We start from the raw sequence: 21,334 nt of genomic DNA, 5'->3' as shown, positions 1-21,334 counted from the left end.
TTAGCTTGTATTGTTTTTTTGTATAATAAATACCGAAAATTAGTTATTTTTAATAAAATAATTATATTTTTTAATCAATTTATAAAATTAAATCTCAAATAATTACAAAAAATTTATTATAATTATCAAATCAAAAATGTTAAATTTAAAAGGAGATTTCTAAATGAAAAAAATATTTATTACTTTTTGTATTGTTTTAACGAGCTTATGTTTTACAGCTTGTCAAAAAGATAAAAATAATAATCAAACAGATTCAAATACAACTTTAAGTCTAAAAGTAGGGACAGATCCTAATTACAAGCCTTTTAATTATAAGGAAAATTCAATTCTTACTGGCTTTGATACGGATTTAGTTAATGCTATTGGCAAAAAAGAAAACATGGAAATCACTTGGGTTCAAACTAGTTTTGATGGTTTAATCCCTGCTTTAAAAGCTGGAAAAATTGACATGATTGCCTCTGCTATGAGTGCGACTGATGAGAGAAGACAAAGTGTTGATTTTACACAACCTTATTTTAAAAGCAAAAATCTTTATATTAAATTAAAAACTAATAATGAAATCAATTCCAAAAGTGATTTAGAAGGCAAAAAAATAGGCGTACAACTTGGAACATTACAAGAAAATTCTGCAAAAAAAATCAAAAATGCAGAAATTCAAGCTAATAAAGATTTAAATATCGCTGTTTTAGCGTTAAAAAACAATAAAATTGATGCTATTATTATAGATCAAGATGCAGCAAAAGGCTTTCTTGCTGAAAATCCAGAACTTGTAAGTTTTTATCAAGAAAATGATGATAGCGAAGGCTTTAGTTTTGCTTTTGATAAAGATAAACAAAAAGAAGCCTTAGCTCGATTTAACAAAGGTATTGATGAACTAAAAGCTGATGGAACTTATAATAAACTTTTAAAAAAATATGATTTAGAATAAAATATTAAAAATACAAAATTGTATTTAAGGAATCATTATGCTTTATATCTATACTAAAACAGAAAATGCCTTAGTGCAAAGAATTTGCTTTAATTTGGATGAAAATATACAAAAACTACCTGAAAATATTTTATGGATAGATTTACTTCATCCAAGCATAGCTGAGATCACTTTTATTGCTAATAAATTTGATCTTGAATTTCCAACTAAAGAAGAAAGTCAAGAAATAGAACTCAGTGCAAAATATTGGGAAGATAATGCAACTATCACTATTAACGCACATTTTTTAATCAGAGATTATAAGCATAATGAAGATAAAGCGAGCCCTAACAATCTTAGTACAGAAATAGTCACCTTTACAACGGCTAAAAATATTTTATTTACGATAAGATATAGCGAATTTAGCACCTTTGAAGAAATTCAAGCTAGAATACTTGCAAGTCCTAAAAATTTTGAAGATGGATACGATATCATTGATAAAATGTTTGAAGTACGTGTTGAAAAAGATGCCGACTTGCTCGAATGGGTAGATAAAGAAGCAAGACGATTAAGAATAAGCGTCTTGGAAAAAAAAGATGAATATAGCTATGATGCAATGTTAAAAGATATCTCTAGCTTACAAGAATTAAATATGCGTGTTAGAGATTCTCTTTTTGACAAAAGAAGAGCAATGACTTCTTTATTAAAAAGTGATAAAATAGATAAAGATATCAAACAAAATTTAACCATAGTTCTTAAAGACTTAAATTCCTTGGTTGAATTTAGCGTTTCTCAGCTTAATATTTTAGATAACATACAAACAATTTTAGCAAGTCAAGTCAATATAGAGCAAAATAAAATTATTAAACTTTTTACAGTTGCAACAGTTGCTATGATGCCACCAACACTTATTGGGACAATTTATGGGATGAATTTTAAATTTATGCCCGAGCTTGATTTACATTATGCCTATCCTATCGTACTGTTTATCATGGTTGTTTCTATCATACTACCCGTAGTCTTTTTTAAAAAGAAGGGTTGGCTTTAAGAACAAAACAAGGAGAATTTATAAATGGATATAATAAAAATTGGAATTTTAACCCTAAGTGATCGTGCCAGTAGTGGTATATATGAAGATAAAGCAACAAGCGAAGTTGAAAGAATACTTAATTCTTTCATAAAAAATAAAATTGATTATTTTAAAGAACTTATTCCAGATGATTATGATTTAATCATACAAAAATTACTTTATCTAAGTGATGAAAAAAAATGTGATTTGATTATAACAAGTGGTGGAACAGGGCCTGCATTGCGAGATGTAACCCCAGAAGCAACTGAAGCTGTATGTGATAAAATAATGCCTGGATTTGGAGAATTAATGCGTTTAGAAAGTTTAAAATATGTCCCTACTGCAATACTATCAAGACAAACTGCGGGAATTCGCAATAAAACTCTCATTGTAAATCTTCCAGGAAATCCTAAAGCTATAATGGAATGCCTAAATCCTATATTTCCAGCTATCCCTTATTGTATAGATTTAATTGGAGGCTCTTATATAGAAAATAATGATGAAGTGATTAAAATATTTCGCCCTAAAAAATGCTAATAATTTATTGATTAGCCTTAATAAGCCTACTAAGCTGTCTAGCCAGCAAACTTGCACTGGCTTCATCTTTACTTATTTTTTGAATTTTACGAGTAAAATTAAAAAGCCTATCATCCAAAATAGCATCGTTAAATGAAACTTTATTTTTCAAATCTTGTTTTTGAGGTATTTTTTTCTTAAACATTTCTCATCCTAAAATTATAAAAATTTAAAAAATAATTTTAATGTATATTGTACTAATAATTTCTTTAATGATTAACTTTATTTCATGATTTTAAGTTAAAATTCAAAACAAAAATATTTTTATTTTTAAGGAAAAATATGATTTTAATTGCAATTTTATTTCTTTATACAGTTATATTATCTTTTATTTCTTATCAACAAATTGGTTTTTTAAAACAAGAAAAACAAAAAAAAGCACAAATTTTAGACGAAAATGACTATAAAAAAGCAGCTAATATTGCTATAGACAATGAAAAATTTAAATTATTCTCTAATTTGTATTCATTTTTTATAAATGCTGCTTGGCTTGGTTTTGGTTTTTATTTTCTTAAAAATTTGATTATTGAGGAGAATTCACGTCTTGAAAATACTTTATTTTTGTTAGCATTTTTAATCATAACAAGTATTATAAATTTACCCATTAGTTTTTATGAGCATTTTGTAAAAGATAAAGCTCACGGATTTTCAAATATGACTTTAAAAATTTTTATCCAAGATAGCATAAAAAGCATACTCTTAACCTTAATATTTGGCTTTTTCATCATCTATGCTTTGCTTTTTTGTTATGATTTTTTTGGGTCATTATGGTGGATTGCTGCTTTTGTATTTTCATTTTTTGTTATTTTACTTATAAATATCATTTACCCTACTCTAATTGCTCCTATATTTAATAAAATTCAAAAATTAGAAGATGAGAATTTGCAAAATAAAATTTCTTCTTTAATGCAAAAATGTGGTTTCAATGCAAATGGAATTTATGTAATGGATGCAAGCAAAAGAGACAAACGCTTAAATGCTTATTTTGGAGGACTTTTTAAAAATAAAAGAGTTGTGCTTTTTGATACTCTATTAAAGGCACTTAATGAAAAGGAACTTTTGGCTGTTTTAGGGCATGAGCTCGGACATTTTGTTCATAAAGACATCATAAAAAATCTATTTAGTAGTGCTTTTATGATGCTTTTACTTTTTTTTATTTTTGCACATTTACCACAAATTCTATACACACAAACACACTTAGATAATATCAGCGCTGGAGTTTTTGCACTTTTACTCATTTTTAGCAATGTATTTAGCTTTATTATTTCGCCTTTGATTAATTTTTTAAGTAGAAAAAATGAATTTGCAGCCGATTTACATGGAGCTAAAGTCACTCACAAAGAAGACATGAAAAACGCTTTAATAGCATTAGCAAGAGAAAATAAAGCCTTTGTTAAAACGAGTAAAATTTATAGCTTTTTTTATCTTAGTCATCCAAGTATTTATGACAGAATTAAGGCTCTTTCTTGACCATAAAAGAAGCTTTAAAACGGGCAAAATCTAGACTAAAAAACCATGAAAACGAAGCCATTTTTATACTTTGTGAGTATCTAAATAAAGATAAAACATGGCTTTTTTTAAATCAAGAATTAAATTTTGATCCAAAAATATACTTTGAACTCATTGATCGCTTTAGCAAAGGAGAGCCTTTTGAGTATATTTTTGAAAAAGTAGATTTTTGGGGTTTAGATTTTCAGATAAACAAAGGCGTATTAATACCTAGATACGACACAGAAATATTATTGACTCAAATTTTAAATTTATGCAAAATTCATCAATTTGAAAATATCTTAGAAATAGGCTTTGGTAGTGGAATTTTAAGTATTGTATTAGCCAAAGAACTCAAAATTAATCTCACCGCTTGTGATATCAATCCTAAAGCATTAGAACTTGCTAAAAAAAATGCAAAATTTCACGGAGTAGAAAAACAAATCGATTTTAAGCTTTGTGATTTTTCCACATTAAAAGATAATTATGATTTTATTTTTTCAAATCCTCCCTATATAAAAAATTCCTACCCTATAGATATTTGGGTGCAAAGCGAACCTAAAGAAGCTTTATTTGGCGGAGAAAAAGGTTATGAAATTTTAGAAAAAATCATTCAATTTAGCTACTCACAAAAGGTAAAATTTTTAGCCTGTGAATTTGGCTATGATCAAAAAAAAGTTTTAGATAAAATTTTAAAACAATATCATTTTTCAAATTTATTTTTTAAAGATGAAGCTGGACATGATCGAGTTTTTATTGCAAAATTTACTCAAGGCTAAAATTCTTATGCTAAGATAACTAAAAATCAAAAAAAATAAGTTGGAGAAAATTTTGAAAGCTGTTAATTTATTTTTACTTGCAGCCATGATAGGTATAGAACTTATACTTGGCATTGTCGTTGCACCTGTTATTTTTTATCCTCAAAATTTTATTGGAGATGGAATTTTAAGTCATTATCAAAGTGGAATTTTAATGACACAAATTTTTATAAAAATGGGATATTTGCTGCTTATTGTTTCAACCATAAATATCTTATTTGAAATTTTTTCTTATTTTAGAGAAAAATTTAATTTTAAAATTAAATTTTCAAAACTAATGTTAAGTTTAATTATTTTAATTTTAAGCTTAGTTTTTGTATTTTATTTTACTGAACAAATTATCTCTATGCAAAAATTAGGCGAACAAGCAACCACTAGTACTGAATTTACTAGCATACACAGTGCAAGTGAAATCACTTTGAAAATAATTTTAGTATCTCAAATATTTTTATATTTTTTAAGTTTTAAAATAGAGAAAAAATGATATAATCAAAAAATTTAAATAAATAAGGAGGCACGCTATGATGATTTCTGATGCAACCATGATGCAACAAAACTACTATTTAAATAACGCCCAAAAAGCTAGTGATAAAGCTTTAGAAAATATTGCTGCTGTTCGTGCAATCAGTGGAGTTGATAGTGCAAATTTGGCTATTGCTGATTCTTTAAGATCTCAATCTAGTACAATAGATCAAGGAATAGCTAATGCTTATGATGCTATTGGTGTGTTACAAATCGCTGATGCTAGCTTGACAAATATTTCTCAAAGTGCCGATAGACTAAACGAGCTTTCAGTAAAGATGAATAACGCTGCTCTAAATGATTCTCAAAAGAATATGCTAAGAACAGAAGCTACAAGAATTCAAGATTCTATTAATGATTCTTTCAACAATGCAACCTATAATGGTAAAAATGTATTTCAAACTATGAACTTTGTTGTAGGAAGTGGTACTGAAACAGCAAACCTGAATTCACTTTCTACAGCGGGTCTTAGCATAGATAATCAAGATAGCATTACAAATTTTATGGATCAACTTGGTAGTCTTAGAAGTGAAATTGGCTCTGGTATTAATGCTATCACTTCAAATATTAATTCTAGTGTCCAAAATAGCATTAATGCAAAAGCAGCTGAAAATAATCTTTTAAATAATGATATAGCTAAAAATGTCAATGATTTTAATACCAACTATTTGAAAGAAAATGCAGCGGCTTTCGTAGCAGCTCAATCAAATATGCAATTACAAAGCAAAATCGCAAGCTTATTACAATAATTTTAAAGCCTTTTAAAAAAGGCTTTAAATACAATCATCCATGAATTTAGAACAAATTTTAGAAAAAACAAAAAATATTCATTTAGTCGCCGCAAGTAAATATACGGATTTTAATACCATTAAAAAATTTTTCGATCTTGGGATTACTGATTTTGGAGAAAACCAAGTTCAGGCTTTATCTCAAAAAAAACAAGAACTTGATAAAGAAAATTTAAATATCAAATGGCATTTCATAGGAAATTTGCAAAGCAATAAAATCAATCTTTTAATCAAACAAAAACCTATTCTTTGGCAATCTTGCAATGGTTTAAAAATTGCTCAAGCTGTAAATCAAAGACTTGATTATAAACTTGATACTTTGCTTGAAATAAACAGTGCTAAAGAAAAAAGTAAAAGTGGAATTGATTTAAATAAAGCAATAGAAGAATACATACAAATTCAAGAAGAATGCCCAAAATTAAATCTTTGTGGTGTGATGAGTATAGGCGCTAATGAAGAAGATCGAAATCAGATTATCAAAAGCTTTGAAACTACATTTAAAATTTATGAAAAATTACAAAAGTATGGTGCAAAAATTTGCTCTATGGGAATGAGTAATGATTTTGAACTCGCAATAAAATGCGGCTCAAATATGGTTAGATTGGGGAGTATTTTATTTAAAAATTAAAATCATCCCGCATATTTTTCAATAATCTTTTGGCTTATATTTTCAGATATAACAAAGTCAGTATGGTAAAGCAAACAAGAACCAGCACTGATGATTTTTAAAACAAGTTTGCGATTTCCCTTTTCATTTGGATTATGTGCATTTCTTGCTATATTGTGAATTTCATAAATTAATTCACGATTTAATTTAGAAATATCAAGTTCGATAATATTTTTTTCAAATTCTTTAGGTTCTTCAGTGAAATCTTTGTTTTCTTGGACTATTTTTTTAGTTGAAAATTTCTTAATCGCCTTAAAATCTCCTTCTTTAAGTTCTTTTAGCTTTTTAATTGTTCTTAAAGCAAAACTATCAACCTTACCTTCATCAGATTTATAACTTAATAAAAATCCATAGGCCTTGTTTTTTAATTCTTCATCTTTTAAAATATTTTCCAATTCTTCTATATTGGATTCAAAAACAGTTGCATCAAAGGTAGAATAAAAGTCTAAAATTTCGAGCCTACCATAACGTTTATTGTTTTTACTCATCATGGTTTTAAAGCCCTCTATTTTTCCAATACTCAATATCTCCCCATTACCCTTAAGCGATGAAAAATCGATACTTTTTACATAATCAATATCCTTAAACTCTTCATAAAAACGATCCAAAGGATGGCCAGAAACATAAATTCCTAAAATTTCTTTTTCAAAATCGAGCTTTTCCATGATTTCAAATTCGTCATTTTTGACGATAAAATTCGCTTGCAAACCACTAGAAAGCTCATCTTCTCCAAAAAGGGAACTTGCTGCATTTTTTCTTACTTCAGCCATTTTTCTTGAACCCTCTGAAAGATTTTCTAAGTTATCAAATAAACATTTACGCGTATAACCAAATTCATCAAAAGCACCAGCTTTAATAAGGCTTTCTAACGCTCTTTTATTGATTTTTGCAGGTTCTATTTTGCCTAAAAAATCATTAATATCTTTAAATTCTCCACTTTCTCTAGCTTCAAGTAAATTTTCAACTGCAGGAATTCCTACACTTTTAATCGCCCCTAAGCCATAAACAATCGCATCTTTTCCATCTTCTTGCTCTATGGCACTAAATTCGCGCATAGCTTTATTAATAGAAGGTGGTAAAAGTTTAATATTCATCTTTTTCATCTCATCTATATAAACAGCAATTTTAGTAACATTATTTTCTTCACTCGTTAAAAGTGCAGCCATAAATTCACTAGGATAATAAGTTTTCAAATAAGCAGTTTGAAAGGTAATGAGAGCATAAGCTGCGGAATGCGATTTATTAAAACCATAGCCTGCAAATTTTAAAATAAGCTCCCAAAGATCCTCAGCTTCTTTTCTATTATAGCCTTGTTTTTCAGCCCCGTCAGCAAATTCATCTTTTAATTTTTTCATTTTTTCAGGATCTTTCTTACCCATAGCACGACGTACAACATCTGCCCCACCTAAAGAAAATCCGCCGATAATTTGAACTATTTGCATAACTTGTTCTTGATAAACTATAACCCCATAAGTCGGCTCTAAAACTTCTTTTAAGACATCAAAAGGATATTTTATATCTTTTAAACCGTGCTTTCTATCAATAAAATCATCAAGCATTCCAGATTCCATCGGTCCTGGTCGATACAAAGCTAACACCGCAATTAGATCCTCGAATCTTTCTGGCTTAAGCCTTGCATTTAAGCTTTGCATGCCATCTGATTCTATTTGAAAAATCCCCAAAGTATTTCCACTTTGTATAGTTTTATAAACTTTAGGATCATTTACATCGATACTTTCCCAAATTATATCTTTATTGTATCGCTTTTTTATAAGATTGATAGCATTATTAATAACGGTCAAAGTTTTAAGACCCAAAAAGTCAAATTTAATCAAATCAACATCTTCTAAATGATCCTTAGAATACTGCGTTACTAAATGTCTTTCATCGTTTTTACTTTGCCTAAAAAGAGGAGTTTTTTTCCATAAACTTTCGTTTGAAATAACAACACCCGCTGCATGCATACCGGCATTTCTATTAAGCCCTTCTAAAGCTTTTGCATATTCCCAAACCTCATGCCCTTTAGGGTGTCTATCGATAAATTCTTTAATCTTTGGCTCTTTTTCATAGGCACTATCTAAAGTGATTTTAAGCTCTTCGGGGATAAGCTTAGCAAGCTCATCAGCATCAGGGATACTCATATCGCATACCCTAGCAACATCTCTAATCACCCCACGTGCCAATAACTTACCAAAAGTTATGACTTGTGCAACTTTATCAGAGCCATATTTATCAATAACATAATCAATCACTTCCCCTCGCCTATCTTGACAAAAATCAACGTCGATATCTGGCATAGAAACACGCTCTGGATTTAAGAAACGCTCAAAAAGCAAACTATAAGGCAAAGGATCCAAGTCTGTGATTTTTAAACAATAAGCCACTAAACTTCCAGCAGCAGATCCTCTTCCTGGCCCAACTGGAATGCCTTTGCTTTTAGCAACAGCTATAAAATCATGTACAATAAGCATATAACCTGAAAATTTCATATTTTTAATGATTTCAATCTCTCTTTGCAAACGTTCTTTATAATCTTTGTGCTTATCTTCATCTATGAATTTTAATCTTTCTTTTAAACCTTTATTGCAAAGATATTCAAAAACAATATCATCATTATCAAAACTGAATTCTTTTTTTTCATCTTTTAATTGCAGATTATATTCTTTAGCATATTCTCTAGTAAATTTAAAATTAGGAGGAGTTGGATTTCCTAAATTTAATTCTAAATTACATTTTTGTGCTACTTCTTGCGTATTTTCTATAGCCTCTGGGATATCTGAAAAAAGCTCTGCCATTTGCTGAGGAGTTTTTACATAAAATTCATGCACACTATGACGCATACGATCAGGATCGTTTAATTTTTTTCCCATTGCTATACACATAAAAACTTCATGCGCCGCAGCTCTTTCTTTAAAAGTATAATGTGTGTCATTTGTAGCTATAATTTTTATATTTAATTCTTTAGATAATCTTATAATATCATCATCAATGCATCTTTGATCATAAATACCATGTCTCATGATTTCTAAATAAAAATCATCTTTAAAAACATCTTTATACCACAATGCTGCTTCTTTAGCACTCTCATATCCTTTTGCACCAAAACGAGCATTTCTTTGGCTTTGGACATTTAAATGCCAATTAACCTCGCCTTGCAAACAAGCCGATGAACAAATAAGTCCTTCGCTATGTTTTTCTAAAATTTTTTTATTGATACGTGGATAATAATAAAGTCCATGAATATAACTTTGAGAGCTTAAATACATTAAATTTTGATAACCTATCTCATTCTTGGCATACAAACAAAGATGAAAACGCTGTCTAGAACTCTTATCGCTTATATCATCATGATTATGTAAATACGCTTCTAAGCCTATGATCGGCTTAATACCTCTTGATTTCATCGTTTGATAAAAATCAATAGCACCAAACATATTGCCATGATCTGTCATAGCTACGCTTGTAACTCCTTGCTCTTTTAAAGTATCTGCTAATTCCTTTAATTTATTAGCGCCATCAAGCAAAGAATATTCAGTGTGCAAATGAAGATGGGTAAATTGACTCATTATTTATCCTTGAAAAATGCTCAAAATATATTTTTATTATATTTTTTTATCGCTGAATTTTTAAGAATTTATTCTTTTAGATCATTTAAAAATTCAAAAAATATACTATAATTATAAAAAGTCTAAAAAGGAGATAAAATGCAAGTAAAAATTATTTATTGCAATCTTTGAAACTATCGTCCTCAAGCTGCACGTGTTGTAGAAGAATTAAAAAATAAATTTCAAGACATTCATATCGATTTTGAAATTGGCAATAAGGGCGATTTTATCGTGAAAGTTGATTCAAAAATAATCTTTTCAAAAATGGATCTTATAAATTGCGAAAGTGAAAGATTTCCACACGAAGGAGAAATACTTGATCTAATCGGCAAGATGTAAAAATATAGAATCTTTAAAATCGTTGTCATTTTAAAGATTCATATTCTTTTCCGATATAAATTTTACCTTGAGATTCTATCACTGGGCGTTTGATACAGCTTGGATTATCTAATATCATCTTTTTTAACTCATCCTTACTTAAATGTGTGAGCCTTTCTTTATTTAATCCGATCTTTTTAGCAGTCATACCTGCTGTATTTACAAAATCTGTAATATCTCTTTGGCTAATCCAAAAATCAAAAGTTTTTTCATCAAGTTTTTTAATATCAAAAAATTCAAATTTAATTTTTTTATTTTCAAGAAATTCTTGAGATTTTTTAACGCTATTGCAATTTTTTATACCATAAAAATTTAACATTTCCTATTCCTTTTTAATAAATCTGCAATCAAAAATGCGAGTTCTAAAGCTTGATCAGCATTTAGCCTTGGATCGCATTGAGTTTCATAACGCTTATTTAATTTTTGCTGGGTAATATTTGAAGCACCGCCTATACACTCTGTAACATTTTGTCCTGTCATTTCAAGATGAACTCCTCCTGCGTAAATTCCCTCACTATAGGCAATTTCAAAAAAGGATTTAACTTCTTGAGTGATTTTATCAAATTCTCTCGTTTTATAATTTCCTATTTTTGTAGTATTGCCATGCATAGGATCAATACTATAAATTAAGTTTAATCCTTCACTTTTAAGTCTAGCAAAAATTTTAGGCAATTTTTGAACTATCTTTTCAACACCCATTCTAATGATAATATTTAATCTACCCTCTTCATTTAAAGGATTTAAAGAATTAGCTAAAGCTATAATATCTTCAGCGGTAGCATTAGGACCTATTTTAACTCCTAAAGGATTTTTTATCCCACTTAAAAAATGAACGTGTGCCTCATCAATAGCTCTAGTTCTCTCTCCCAACCATAGCATATGAGCAGAACAATCATAAATTTCTCCGCTTAAACTATCCACTCTTGTTAAAGATTCTTCATAAGGTAAAAGTAAAGCCTCGTGAGAAGTATAAATATTAACTTCTTTAAGCGTAGATGTATCTTTTATATTGATACCACAAGCTTCTATAAAATTTAAAGTTTCGGATATTTTTTCACTCATGTGGGCATATTGTTTATATAATTTATTTTTTTTCAAAAAGCCTAAATTCCAACGATGAACTTCACGTAAATCAGCCAAACCGCCCTTAGCAAATCCACGTAATAAATTTAAAGTTGTAGCGCTTTGATAATAAGCTTCTAGCATTCTTTTAGGATCTGGGATCCTTGATCTTTGATCAAATTTAAAATCATTGATAATATCCCCTCGATAACTAGGAAGTTTTATCCCATTTAATTCTTCAAAATCATTACTTCTAGGTTTTGCAAATTGCCCCGCTATGCGTCCAATCTTAACTATAGGACATCCACCTGCAAAAGTTAAAACTATAGCCATTTGAAGTAAAATTTTAAACATATCACGTATATTAATAGCGCCAAAATTCTTAAAACTTTCAGCACAATCTCCACCTTGAAGTAAAAAGGCTTCGCCTCGTGAAACTTTGATTAAGTCATTTTGAAGAGCTTTGACTTCTCCTGCAAATACTAAAGGAGGTAATTTTTGAAGTTTAGCTAGAACTTTATCCAAATCTTTTTGATTCGGATAAATAGGTTGTTGTCTAGCAGGATATCTTCTCCAAGAGTTAATATTCCATTTCATAATAAAATTTTAATTCTCAACTTCCTCTATAGGTAGAATAACCAAATGGTGAAAGAGTGATCGGCACATGATAATGCTTTTGATCCTTAGAAAGCTCAAAACTAATTTCTATAAAAGGATAAAATGTATCAACTTTGTGAGACGTATAATAGTCTTTAGTGTAAAATTTAAGCTTGTAAATTCCACTTACTCTATTTTCTGGTTTATCGTAAGGTAAAAAATCACCTATTCTTCCATCATCTTTTGTAAATTCTTCGCCTATTTTCTTCCATTTTTGATTTTTTTCCATTTTATAAAGCTCTACCTTAACTTTAGGCGCAGGCTTTCCTGAAACAATATCTAAAACATGGGTGCTCAATTGATACTGCGCAGCGTTTAAAAATAATGGAACGCTAATAATCAAAAATGCAACAATTTTTTTAACCGAAAACATTTTTTTCTCCTTAATAAATAATTTTATAGATCTTGATTATAATAAAATACTCTTAACAAATATAATCAAATGATAAAAATTATTTAAAAAGATATTTTTTAGATAAGTAGTATAAAATATTTACAACGATACAATCGCTGCAAATATTATTATTTTTTAAGTTCTTTAATACGAGCCGCTTTACCACGTCTATCTCTAAGATAGAACAGTCTTGCACGACGAACGCGTCCTTTTCTTAATACAGTGATACTCTCTAAGCTTTCACTATAAATTGGGAAAATTCTCTCAACACCTACATTATTAGCACCAATTTTACGAACAATAAAAGTTTCGCTTACTCCATTACCTCTTCTAGCAATACAAACACCTTCAAAATTTTGAATTCTTGTTTTATCACCTTCTTTAATACGAATTGCAAGCTTTAAAGTATCTCCAGCACGAAATTCTGGAATATTCTTACCCTCGATTTGCTTAGCTTCAAATTGTTCTATGTATTTGTTTTTCATAAAAAATCCCTCATTTTTTGCGTTTATGCTCCAAAAATAGATCTGGACGAAAAAATTTAGTTTTGCAAAACGCTAAAGTAGTTTTTAAACTTGCAATTTTAGCGTGATTACCCTTTAAAAACTCTGAAGGAGTATAAAAACTTTGACCTTTTTTTTCAAAAATAAAAGGTTTTGAAAATGAAGGAGCTTCCAGTAAATTGTTTTCAAAACTCTCTTCTTCAAGACTACAAGTATTTCCCAAAACTCCATCTACATTTCTTAAAATTGCATCACAAAGAGTTAAAGCTGGTAATTCTCCACCAGTTAAAATAAAATCTCCTATACTAAAAACTTCGTTAGCAAATATTTCTATCACTCTTTCATCAATACCTTCATATCTTCCACAAATAAATACAATATTTTTCTTTTTACTTAAACGTTTTGCATCTTTTTGGTTAAATAGTTTTGCGCTTGGGGTTAAAAAAATAAAATAAGGCTCATCTTCTTTATTCTGAATAAATTTCAAAGCATTGTATAGTGGATCAACTTGCATCAAAAGTCCTGCTCCGCCACCGATTTTATAATCATCCACCTTATGATATGGATTTTCACTAAAATCTCTAGGATTGATAAATGCGAGTTTGAAAAGATTTTGTTTTCTTGCTCTTGATAAAATTGAATCTTGAAAATAAAATTCAATCAAATTAGGAAATAAAGATACAAAAGTAAATTTCATGAATTTTCTAAAATCAAAAAAGCATCTTGAGTGCAAAAAATATTTTTTTTATCTATATCAATTTTACTGACAAATTTATCAAGATAGGGTATAAAAAATACTTTAGGATAGTTTTTAACAAGAAATTCTTTATCAGTTTCTATTTCAAATAAAAAAGAATTTCCAATTTCTAATATATTACTCACTTTACCCAAAAATTGCTCTTGAAATAAAATTTTACACCCTAAGATATCAAAATAAAAAAATTCATCCTTATTTAATTTGCAAGTTTTACGAGTAGTTTCAATGCTTTGATACAAAATAGTATTTACAAGCTCTTGAGCTCGCTCAATACTTTCATACCCTTCAAATAAAATCGAAGAATTAGTATGATTGTATGATTTTATGATTAATTTTTTACGACCCTTATCAATAAAAAAAGAGGAATCTTTCTTAAACTGCTTTGAAAAATCACTAAAATTATGAAGTCTTAAAAAACCTTTAAGACCGACAGTTTTTCCAAGTTTAGCAACTTGGATAAAATCTTCTTCACTCAAGTGCTTTTACCGTTACACGATAATTTGTTGCATCCTTGCTTTTAAAAGCAGATACAACAGTTTTAATCGCATTGATCATTTTACCATTTTTGCCGATAAGCTTTCCGGTATCTGTCTTATCAACATAAAGTATAATTTCAAAAAAATTTTCACCAAGCTCTATTTTTTCAGTTGAAATTTTATTAGGATAATCTGCGATTAACTTGGTGTATTCTTTTAAAAATTTCTCTACCATAATTATTTGCTAGTAATTGAAGCAACTTTATCGCTTAATTTAGCACCTACGCTTTTCCAATAAGCTAAACGTTCTGCATCAAATTTAATAACTTCAGGCTCAACCATAGGATTATAATAACCTATACTTTCAATCCAACCACCATCTCTACGTTTTCTGCTGTCTGTTACCACAATACGATAAAAAGGTCTTTTTGTTCTTCCCATTCTTGTAAGTCTAATTACTGTCATTATTACTCCTTAAAATAAAAAATTTTATTTATAAATACAAGCTCGTACTCATAAATAAAATTTTTTAAAATTGTCTTCTAGCTTGATTCATCATTTGCATCAAACTTTCCATTCCCTTTTTTCCTGAAAATTTTTTAGCTAATTTCGCTGCATTGGTAAATTGTTTTAAAAACCTATTTACCTCCATTTGAGACAAACCAGCACCTTCTGCTATACGACGCTTTCTAGCGTTATTAAGCAAATCTGGATTTTCTCTTTCTTTAGGAGTCATTGAAGAAATCATAGCCTTAATGTGTAAAATCTCTTTGGAATTATCAAGATCTATATCTTTTATAGCCGAAGACATATTAGAAAGTCCAGGAATCATACCAATAAGAGATTTCATGCTACCAAGCTTTTTCATACTCTCCATTTGATTTAAAAAGTCATTAAAATTAAATTCACCTTTTTTAATTTTTTGATTAAGCTTTTTTGCTTCTTTTTCATCAATTACGGCTGCAGTTTTTTCGGCTAAAGTCGCTAAATCACCTTCACCCATGATCCTACTAACAATTCTATCAGGTATAAAAACTTCTAAATCTGCTATTTTTTCACCAGTTCCTATAAATCTCAAAGGAGTTTCAACTTGCTTGGCTATTCCTAAAGCAACACCCCCTTTAGTATCTGCATCAAATTTGGATAAAATCACACCACTAATACCCAAAGCTTGATTAAAACTAGCTGCTGTTTTAACACCATCTTGACCACTCATTGCATCTGCAACATAAAAAATTTCATCAGGATTTAAAACTTCTTTGATTTTTTTCAATTCATCCATCAAAATTTCATCAATAGCCAAACGTCCTGCGGTATCAACTAGCAATACATCAACCATAGAATTTTTAGCCTTATCTAAAGCTTGTTTTGCAACTTCTATAGGATTTTTTTCATCATCTAAGGAGAAAAGATCAATCTCGTTTGCACTACATAGCTGTTTAAGTTGTTCAACGGCCGCCAAACGTTGCAAATCACAAGCAGCAATTAAAACTTTTTTATTGCGAAGTTTCAAATAATTTGCAAGTTTAACTGTAGAAGTGGTTTTACCTCCACCTTGCAAACCAGTCATGAGAACGACCGTTGGAGGCTTTGAGGAAAATACAAAACCTTGATTTTTTCCATTAATATTTAAAATATTTTCTAAATTTGATTTTATAGCATCTAAAAATTGTTTTTGCCCTATCCCATTTTTTTTGACATCATCTTCAACGAGCATCAATAATTCTTTAACAACTTTATGATGTACATCAGCCTTGAGAAGGGATTTTTTTAAGGTTTCTAAAGCATTTTTAAGCGCTTTTTCATCATCAACAAAACGTAGCTTGTTAATCGCTGATTTAAAAGATTCGCCAATTAATTCAAACACTTTATACCTTTCTTTTTAATTTAAGCTTAGAATTATACAAAATTTTTTCTTAAATGGCTTTAAAAATCTAAATTTTTTATTTCAAAACCTAAGTTAAAAAAGCTATGATCCAAATCTGCTTTAAATTTATAATCAAATAAATTTATTTCATAGCTATGTAAATACATTCTATTATTAATGATTTTTGCATATTTTTCATCCCCTATAATTCCATGCTTAATAAAATTAGCATGCACTCTGATTTGATGAGTTCTTCCTGTATGAATAATGATTTTTGCTAAGGTTTTTTTAGCTTGAACCATGATAGGAATAAATAAACTTGACGCACTCAAACCTTCTTTAGAAATTTTACTCAAAGCCCCTCTTTTTGTTTTTATAGTTAAAATGGGTTCATTCACCTCTACCTCTTCTGCTAAAATTCCATCTAAAACCGCTATATAACTTTTATAAACTTTTTGTCGCTTAAATTCTTCAATGCAGAGCTTTCTAAAATTCTCATCCTTGCAAAGCAAAATCACTCCGCTTGTTTCTTTATCAATACGATTTAGCAATTTTGCACTAAATTTTTTTTCCAAGTCCTCACTTATATAAGAATAAGGTTTATTAATGGCGATAATTTTATCATCTTCAAAAATAACACTAGGATTTGCCGTTTTTACAATATTGAATTTTGTTTTATCACTCATTAAAGCTCTTGCGATAAGCACTTTCTTTCCATGCGTAAAAACGCATCCTTTATCTATCAATTCCTTAGCTTCACGATTTGAAATATTTTCTTGCAAAGCTAAAATTTTATAAGCTTTTTCTTGCATCAATTCCTTCCTGTATTGCCTTAAAAACTTGCGATAAATCATCACTTTTTTTAATTTTTGCTTTTAAATTATAATGATGAATTTTATAATCTAATTCTTTTAAATCATTACAAAAATAAACATTTTCAACCTTATCAAACAAAACCTTTTGATTATCAATAAATGGCCCCGATATCAAAACATTTTTAAAAGAAGCCACCTCTATAGGATTGTGCCCGCCAATATTTTTAAAAAAAGATCCACCTAAAATCACTATATCTGAAATAGCATAAAAGTTAATTAACTCTCCTAAAGCATCCAGCAATAAAATCTTTTTGCTAAAATTTTTATTTTGAGTGTTTAAAAGGCTAAATTTTTCAAATTCTAAGCCTTTATTTTTGAGCAAATTTTCAACCTCAAAAAAACGCTCCGGATGCCTAGGAGCAATGATCAGTTTTTCCTCTTTGGATAAATTAATATAATCAAGCAACAATTCCTCTTCACCCACATGCGTACTTGCAAAAATGATTAATTTTTCCTTAGGTTTAAAATAATTTTTATTAGGCTTTATTGCAATGTTTGCTTTGATATTATGTAAAACTTTAACATTTTTTGCTCCCAAACTTTCAAGCCTTATTTTATCCACATCACTTTGTGCAAAAATTTCATCAATATAATAAAAAATTTTTTTATAAAAAAAACGAAATCTTAGATAACTTTTATAAGATTTATCCGAAATCCGTGCATTAAGTAAAATGATTTTTGCTTGATAAAATTTAGCCATAAAAACGAGCATGAGCCAGTATTCAGCCTCAAAAATAACCAAAACCTTTGTAGGTTTAAGCCATAATGGTATCCAATTTTCAAAAGGAAGATAATTTACCTTTTTACAAAATTCTTTAGCACAATTAAAACCCGTTTGCGTTATAGTGGTAATTCTAGAGTCAAATTTTAAAGCAAATTCTTTAATACTTCTTGTTTCCCCATAGGAACAAGCATGAAAATGAACATCAGAAATTTTTTGATGAAAATTTTTAAATAAAAAAAATCGTGCTTTTAAACTATATTTATATTTTTGCTTCAATAAAGAAAGGATAAAAATAGGGATAGCCAATATTATAAAAGCTATCCACGCTAAGATATAATAACAAAGAATCAACTCTTATCTTCTTGCTCTTTATATAATATTCTACCACAATGTGGGCAAGTTATAATTTCTTCTCCTTTTATCACAGATAAATAAGTTTTATCATAAATTTTCATAAAGCAACCGTAACATGCTTGTTTTTTGACAGCTACAACTGCTGTATTTTTTGCCCATTTTCTAATTTTTTCATAAAAACTTAAAACTTTTAAATTGATATCTGCAACAAGTTTAGTTTTTTTAGCATAAACATCCATTCTTTCTTTTTCCAAGGCTTCCATTTGAGTTTTAATGCTTGCCTTTATCGTTTCTATATCTTGTTCTTCTTTGGCTTTTTTTTCTAAAAGTTCTTTTTTAAAAAGCTCTTTATTTTCCAAAATTTTATCCAAACGAATAATCTCATCATTAGCTGAGTCAAGCTGTTCTTTAGCAATATCCTCTTCTATTTTTAAAGCATTAGCTTCTTTTTCTGTTTTTACAGAACCGCTTTTTTTGCCTAGCTCTTTTATTTTCGCTGAAAATTCTGAAATATGTAAGTTATTTTGATTTTTTTGATTTTTTACATCTTCAATCTCAAGCTCTAAATCACTGATTTGAGTATTAATCTGGCTGATTTTATTTTCAGCATCTTTTAAATTTTTAGCTATGCTATCAATTCTTGGTTCAAAACTATCGATTTCTTGATCTATTTTGGATAAAAGCACTAATTGTTCGAGATGTTTATTCATATATATTCCTTAAAAATATTGAAATGGATTTTTTGAAACTGATATTATAACCTTTAGTGGCAAATTTTTCAAGTCTTTTACTAGACATTGTGAAAAATACCGTTCGCTTTCAAAATGTCCTATATCGATCAAATTTAAACCGTCACTCACTGCTTGCATAGCTTGATGATATTTAAAGTCTCCGCTTAAAAAACAGTCTGCTTGCACTTTAGATATAAGATCTCCACCACTTCCAGTGCAAATAGCAAGACGCTTGATTTTTTCTTTTCCACAATAACTAATTCTTAAAATATCCATTTGCAATTTTAATTTTAAATATTCACACAATTGAAAAAAATCAAATTCTTGATCAACATAGATCAAAAACTCGTCTTTAAAAGCGATTTTAAAATCTAAAATTTCCTCAACAAAATACCTATTTAAATGACTTAAATCAAAGTTTGTGTGCATGGATATTAATGAGATATTTTTTTCTATCATTTTTTTAACAAAAGCCTTAGGATAATTCAAATTTGCTAAATTTTTCAAACCCTTAAAAATAAGGGGGTGGTGAGTTATAAATAAAGAATTATTTTCAGCTTGTTCAATTAAATTTTCATCTACATCTAAGCTTAAATATACAGTTTTAATCTCATCTTGATTATTTCCAAGCAAAAGACCACTATTATCCCAATCTTGCTGATTGTTAAAAGGGCTTAATTGATCTAAGAAATTATAAATATCAATCAGTTTCATTTAACGTTTTTTTATAAACCTGAGCACAATTTTTAGAAAGTTCTCTAATCTTTAACATATAATCTTGTCTTTGCGCAACAGAAATAGCCCCTCTTGCATCAAGAAGATTAAAAGTGTGTGCTGCAAGCATACAATAATCATAAGCTGGCAACGCTAGTCCTTGCTCTAATATATTTTTACATTCTTTATAAGCATTCTCAAATTGCTGATTTAAAAACTCAACATCACTTACTTCAAAATTATATTTACTAAACTCATATTCACTTTGTTTATGAACATCACCATAAGTGATTTTTTTACCCTGAAATTCACTCCAAACAATATCATAAACATTATCAACATTTTGAAGATACATGGCAATTCTTTCAAGTCCATAGGTTATTTCAGCACTGACTAAATCTACTGCTATACCTCCAACTTGTTGAAAATATGTAAATTGTGTAACTTCCATACCATCAAGCCAAACTTCCCAACCAAGCCCCCAAGCTCCCAAACTCGGGCTTTCCCAATTATCTTCCACAAAGCGTATATCATGATTTTTTAAATCAAAACCTAAATTTTCTAAACTTCTGAGATAAAGTTCTTGTATATTTTCTGGACTAGGTTTGATTAAAACTTGAAATTGATAATAAGCCCCTAAGCGATTAGGATTTTCTCCATATCTTCCATCCGTTGGACGACGTGAAGGTGCCACATAAGCTGCAGCCCAAGGTTGCTTTCCGAGACTCCTCAAAAAAGTAGCAGGATGAAAAGTCCCTGCCCCAGCAGGCATGTCATATGATTGCATTATAGCACAGCCTTGTTGCTGCCAAAATTCTTGTAGCTTTAATATCATTTGTGAAAAATTCATTTTTCACCTTCTTGATCATTATCCAAATTCACATCAGTTTTAACTTCTTTATTCATTTCCAAATCAGGCTCCGTTTTTGCTCCAAAAATTTCAGTTGTCTTGCTCCACATAAGCTTATACTTACGCTTTAAAAACTCAACTTCTTCTCTTGCATGTTTTAACTCATTATTTAAAGTTTCTATTGTTTTCCTATCTTCTTCATAAAGTTCTTGCATGGAATAAAGTGCATCTTTTAAAAATTTATTTTCATTTTTTAAAGCCTCAAGTGTTTCATCCTTTGCATCTAAAACTTTTTCATGTAAATTTAAAATTGTTCCTATAGTTTTTTCTACAAAACTTTCTCCAGCTAAAGTCATGGAATTAACCATAGCAGATTGTGAATTAGTAGCAGGAACAACACTAAAAGTACCTTGATTAGCTTCTATATAAATTACACCCTCTTCTTCTTTAAAATTTAAAGTACCTTTAGCCATCATACCTTTGACAACGTCTTCATTTAAATGCACAAGTTTGCAAAATTCTTCAAGCTCTAAATAAGTTTGCATCTTTCTT

The 21,334-nt window shown here is 29.0% G+C and carries 26 protein-coding genes; 9 read left to right on the top strand and 17 right to left on the bottom strand.

The window, feature by feature from the left end:
- The first annotated feature begins 163 nt into the window (after positions 1-163).
- Genes H2279_RS02780 through mog form a run of 3 tightly spaced genes read left to right on the top strand, consistent with a single transcriptional unit; the run spans position 164 to position 2,513 of the window.
- Positions 164-928, top strand: coding sequence for a basic amino acid ABC transporter substrate-binding protein (locus tag H2279_RS02780; protein WP_337195511.1), 765 nt, complete (start codon positions 164-166; stop codon positions 926-928).
- Positions 929-965: 37 nt separating this feature from the next.
- On the top strand, positions 966-1,955 hold the full coding sequence (corA, locus tag H2279_RS02775; protein WP_337195510.1) for a magnesium/cobalt transporter CorA: 990 nt from the start codon (positions 966-968) through the stop codon (positions 1,953-1,955).
- 24 nt (positions 1,956-1,979) lie between these two features.
- Positions 1,980-2,513, top strand: a complete 534-nt coding sequence (gene mog, locus H2279_RS02770; RefSeq protein WP_337195509.1) for a molybdopterin adenylyltransferase — start codon at positions 1,980-1,982, stop codon at positions 2,511-2,513.
- Positions 2,514-2,517: 4 nt separating this feature from the next.
- Here the strand turns inward: mog and H2279_RS02765 are convergent, their stop codons facing one another.
- Entirely contained in the window at positions 2,518-2,697 is a 180-nt protein-coding gene (locus tag H2279_RS02765; protein WP_137624464.1) for a molybdenum cofactor biosynthesis protein, read from the bottom strand.
- Between the two features lie 137 nt (positions 2,698-2,834).
- Here H2279_RS02765 and H2279_RS02760 point away from each other — a divergent pair, with 137 nt between their 5' ends.
- The 5 genes from H2279_RS02760 to H2279_RS02740 are packed head-to-tail and all read left to right on the top strand — an operon-like array spanning position 2,835 to position 6,796.
- A complete protein-coding gene (locus H2279_RS02760) occupies positions 2,835-4,022 on the top strand; it encodes a M48 family metallopeptidase (protein ID WP_337195508.1) in 1,188 nt (395 codons plus the stop codon).
- Positions 4,019-4,819, top strand: coding sequence for a peptide chain release factor N(5)-glutamine methyltransferase (gene prmC / locus H2279_RS02755; protein ID WP_337195507.1), 801 nt, complete (start codon positions 4,019-4,021; stop codon positions 4,817-4,819). The genes H2279_RS02760 and prmC overlap by 4 nt, the downstream gene beginning before the upstream one ends.
- 52 nt (positions 4,820-4,871) lie before the next feature.
- The gene (locus H2279_RS02750; protein WP_137624468.1) at positions 4,872-5,342 is read left to right on the top strand and encodes a DUF4149 domain-containing protein; all 471 of its coding nucleotides are present in this window, start codon (positions 4,872-4,874) and stop codon (positions 5,340-5,342) included.
- A gap of 37 nt (positions 5,343-5,379) precedes the next feature.
- Complete coding sequence (flaC, locus tag H2279_RS02745; protein WP_137624461.1) at positions 5,380-6,129, top strand: flagellin C; 750 nt, start codon at positions 5,380-5,382, stop codon at positions 6,127-6,129.
- 40 nt (positions 6,130-6,169) lie between these two features.
- Positions 6,170-6,796, top strand: coding sequence for a YggS family pyridoxal phosphate-dependent enzyme (locus H2279_RS02740; RefSeq protein WP_337195506.1), 627 nt, complete (start codon positions 6,170-6,172; stop codon positions 6,794-6,796).
- Positions 6,797-6,798: 2 nt separating this feature from the next.
- Here H2279_RS02740 and dnaE read toward each other — a convergent pair whose 3' ends face one another.
- Positions 6,799-10,401, bottom strand: a complete 3,603-nt coding sequence (gene dnaE, locus H2279_RS02735; protein ID WP_337195505.1) for a DNA polymerase III subunit alpha — start codon at positions 10,399-10,401, stop codon at positions 6,799-6,801.
- A 138-nt stretch (positions 10,402-10,539) separates the two neighbouring features.
- Here dnaE and H2279_RS02730 point away from each other — a divergent pair, with 138 nt between their 5' ends.
- Positions 10,540-10,779 carry a SelT/SelW/SelH family (seleno)protein gene (locus H2279_RS02730; protein ID WP_337195504.1) on the top strand — a complete coding sequence of 80 codons (240 nt, stop codon included), beginning with the start codon at positions 10,540-10,542 and terminating at the stop codon, positions 10,777-10,779.
- A gap of 25 nt (positions 10,780-10,804) precedes the next feature.
- Here the strand turns inward: H2279_RS02730 and H2279_RS02725 are convergent, their stop codons facing one another.
- The 15 genes from H2279_RS02725 to H2279_RS02655 form a co-directional block, all read right to left on the bottom strand.
- Positions 10,805-11,137, bottom strand: a complete 333-nt coding sequence (locus H2279_RS02725; RefSeq protein WP_337195503.1) for an ArsC/Spx/MgsR family protein — start codon at positions 11,135-11,137, stop codon at positions 10,805-10,807.
- Positions 11,131-12,477, bottom strand: coding sequence for a class II 3-deoxy-7-phosphoheptulonate synthase (locus H2279_RS02720; RefSeq protein WP_337195502.1), 1,347 nt, complete (start codon positions 12,475-12,477; stop codon positions 11,131-11,133). The genes H2279_RS02725 and H2279_RS02720 overlap by 7 nt, the downstream gene beginning before the upstream one ends.
- 16 nt (positions 12,478-12,493) lie before the next feature.
- Complete coding sequence (gene uraH, locus H2279_RS02715; RefSeq protein WP_137624455.1) at positions 12,494-12,910, bottom strand: hydroxyisourate hydrolase; 417 nt, start codon at positions 12,908-12,910, stop codon at positions 12,494-12,496.
- 149 nt (positions 12,911-13,059) lie between these two features.
- Positions 13,060-13,416: a 50S ribosomal protein L19 gene (rplS, locus tag H2279_RS02710; protein WP_137624454.1), complete on the bottom strand. Its 357-nt coding sequence runs from the start codon at positions 13,414-13,416 to the stop codon at positions 13,060-13,062.
- A 10-nt stretch (positions 13,417-13,426) separates the two neighbouring features.
- The gene (gene trmD, locus H2279_RS02705; protein WP_337195501.1) at positions 13,427-14,131 is read right to left on the bottom strand and encodes a tRNA (guanosine(37)-N1)-methyltransferase TrmD; all 705 of its coding nucleotides are present in this window, start codon (positions 14,129-14,131) and stop codon (positions 13,427-13,429) included.
- Positions 14,128-14,667, bottom strand: a complete 540-nt coding sequence (rimM, locus tag H2279_RS02700) for a ribosome maturation factor RimM (protein ID WP_337195500.1) — start codon at positions 14,665-14,667, stop codon at positions 14,128-14,130. Before rimM ends, trmD begins: the two co-directional genes overlap by 4 nt.
- On the bottom strand, positions 14,660-14,902 hold the full coding sequence (locus H2279_RS02695) for a KH domain-containing protein (protein WP_137624451.1): 243 nt from the start codon (positions 14,900-14,902) through the stop codon (positions 14,660-14,662). The genes rimM and H2279_RS02695 overlap by 8 nt, the downstream gene beginning before the upstream one ends.
- Positions 14,903-14,904: 2 nt before the next feature.
- Positions 14,905-15,132 carry a 30S ribosomal protein S16 gene (gene rpsP / locus H2279_RS02690; protein ID WP_004277416.1) on the bottom strand — a complete coding sequence of 76 codons (228 nt, stop codon included), beginning with the start codon at positions 15,130-15,132 and terminating at the stop codon, positions 14,905-14,907.
- 64 nt (positions 15,133-15,196) lie between these two features.
- Positions 15,197-16,534 (bottom strand): signal recognition particle protein, encoded by a 1,338-nt coding sequence (gene ffh, locus H2279_RS02685; protein WP_337195499.1) that lies wholly within the window; start codon positions 16,532-16,534, stop codon positions 15,197-15,199.
- Between the two features lie 59 nt (positions 16,535-16,593).
- A complete protein-coding gene (locus tag H2279_RS02680) occupies positions 16,594-17,346 on the bottom strand; it encodes an RluA family pseudouridine synthase (RefSeq protein WP_337195498.1) in 753 nt (250 codons plus the stop codon).
- On the bottom strand, positions 17,327-18,484 hold the full coding sequence (gene waaA / locus H2279_RS02675; RefSeq protein WP_337195497.1) for a lipid IV(A) 3-deoxy-D-manno-octulosonic acid transferase: 1,158 nt from the start codon (positions 18,482-18,484) through the stop codon (positions 17,327-17,329). The genes H2279_RS02680 and waaA overlap by 20 nt, the downstream gene beginning before the upstream one ends.
- Entirely contained in the window at positions 18,481-19,197 is a 717-nt protein-coding gene (locus tag H2279_RS02670; RefSeq protein ID WP_337195496.1) for a zinc ribbon domain-containing protein, read from the bottom strand. The genes waaA and H2279_RS02670 overlap by 4 nt, the downstream gene beginning before the upstream one ends.
- 9 nt (positions 19,198-19,206) lie before the next feature.
- Positions 19,207-19,932, bottom strand: coding sequence for a Nif3-like dinuclear metal center hexameric protein (locus H2279_RS02665; protein ID WP_337195495.1), 726 nt, complete (start codon positions 19,930-19,932; stop codon positions 19,207-19,209).
- A complete protein-coding gene (gene glyQ, locus H2279_RS02660) occupies positions 19,919-20,782 on the bottom strand; it encodes a glycine--tRNA ligase subunit alpha (RefSeq protein ID WP_137624445.1) in 864 nt (287 codons plus the stop codon). The genes H2279_RS02665 and glyQ overlap by 14 nt, the downstream gene beginning before the upstream one ends.
- The gene (locus tag H2279_RS02655) at positions 20,779-21,327 is read right to left on the bottom strand and encodes a DUF3972 domain-containing protein (RefSeq protein WP_137624444.1); all 549 of its coding nucleotides are present in this window, start codon (positions 21,325-21,327) and stop codon (positions 20,779-20,781) included. The genes glyQ and H2279_RS02655 overlap by 4 nt, the downstream gene beginning before the upstream one ends.
- Positions 21,328-21,334: the final 7 nt, after the last annotated feature.

The organism is Campylobacter sp. B0100352/1 (genome assembly GCF_020135855.1).
GTDB classification, from domain to species: Bacteria; Campylobacterota; Campylobacteria; order Campylobacterales; family Campylobacteraceae; genus Campylobacter_D; species Campylobacter_D taeniopygiae.
The sequence above is the reverse complement of the archived record's forward strand: the minus strand, read 5'-3'. Positions and strand labels throughout refer to the sequence as shown.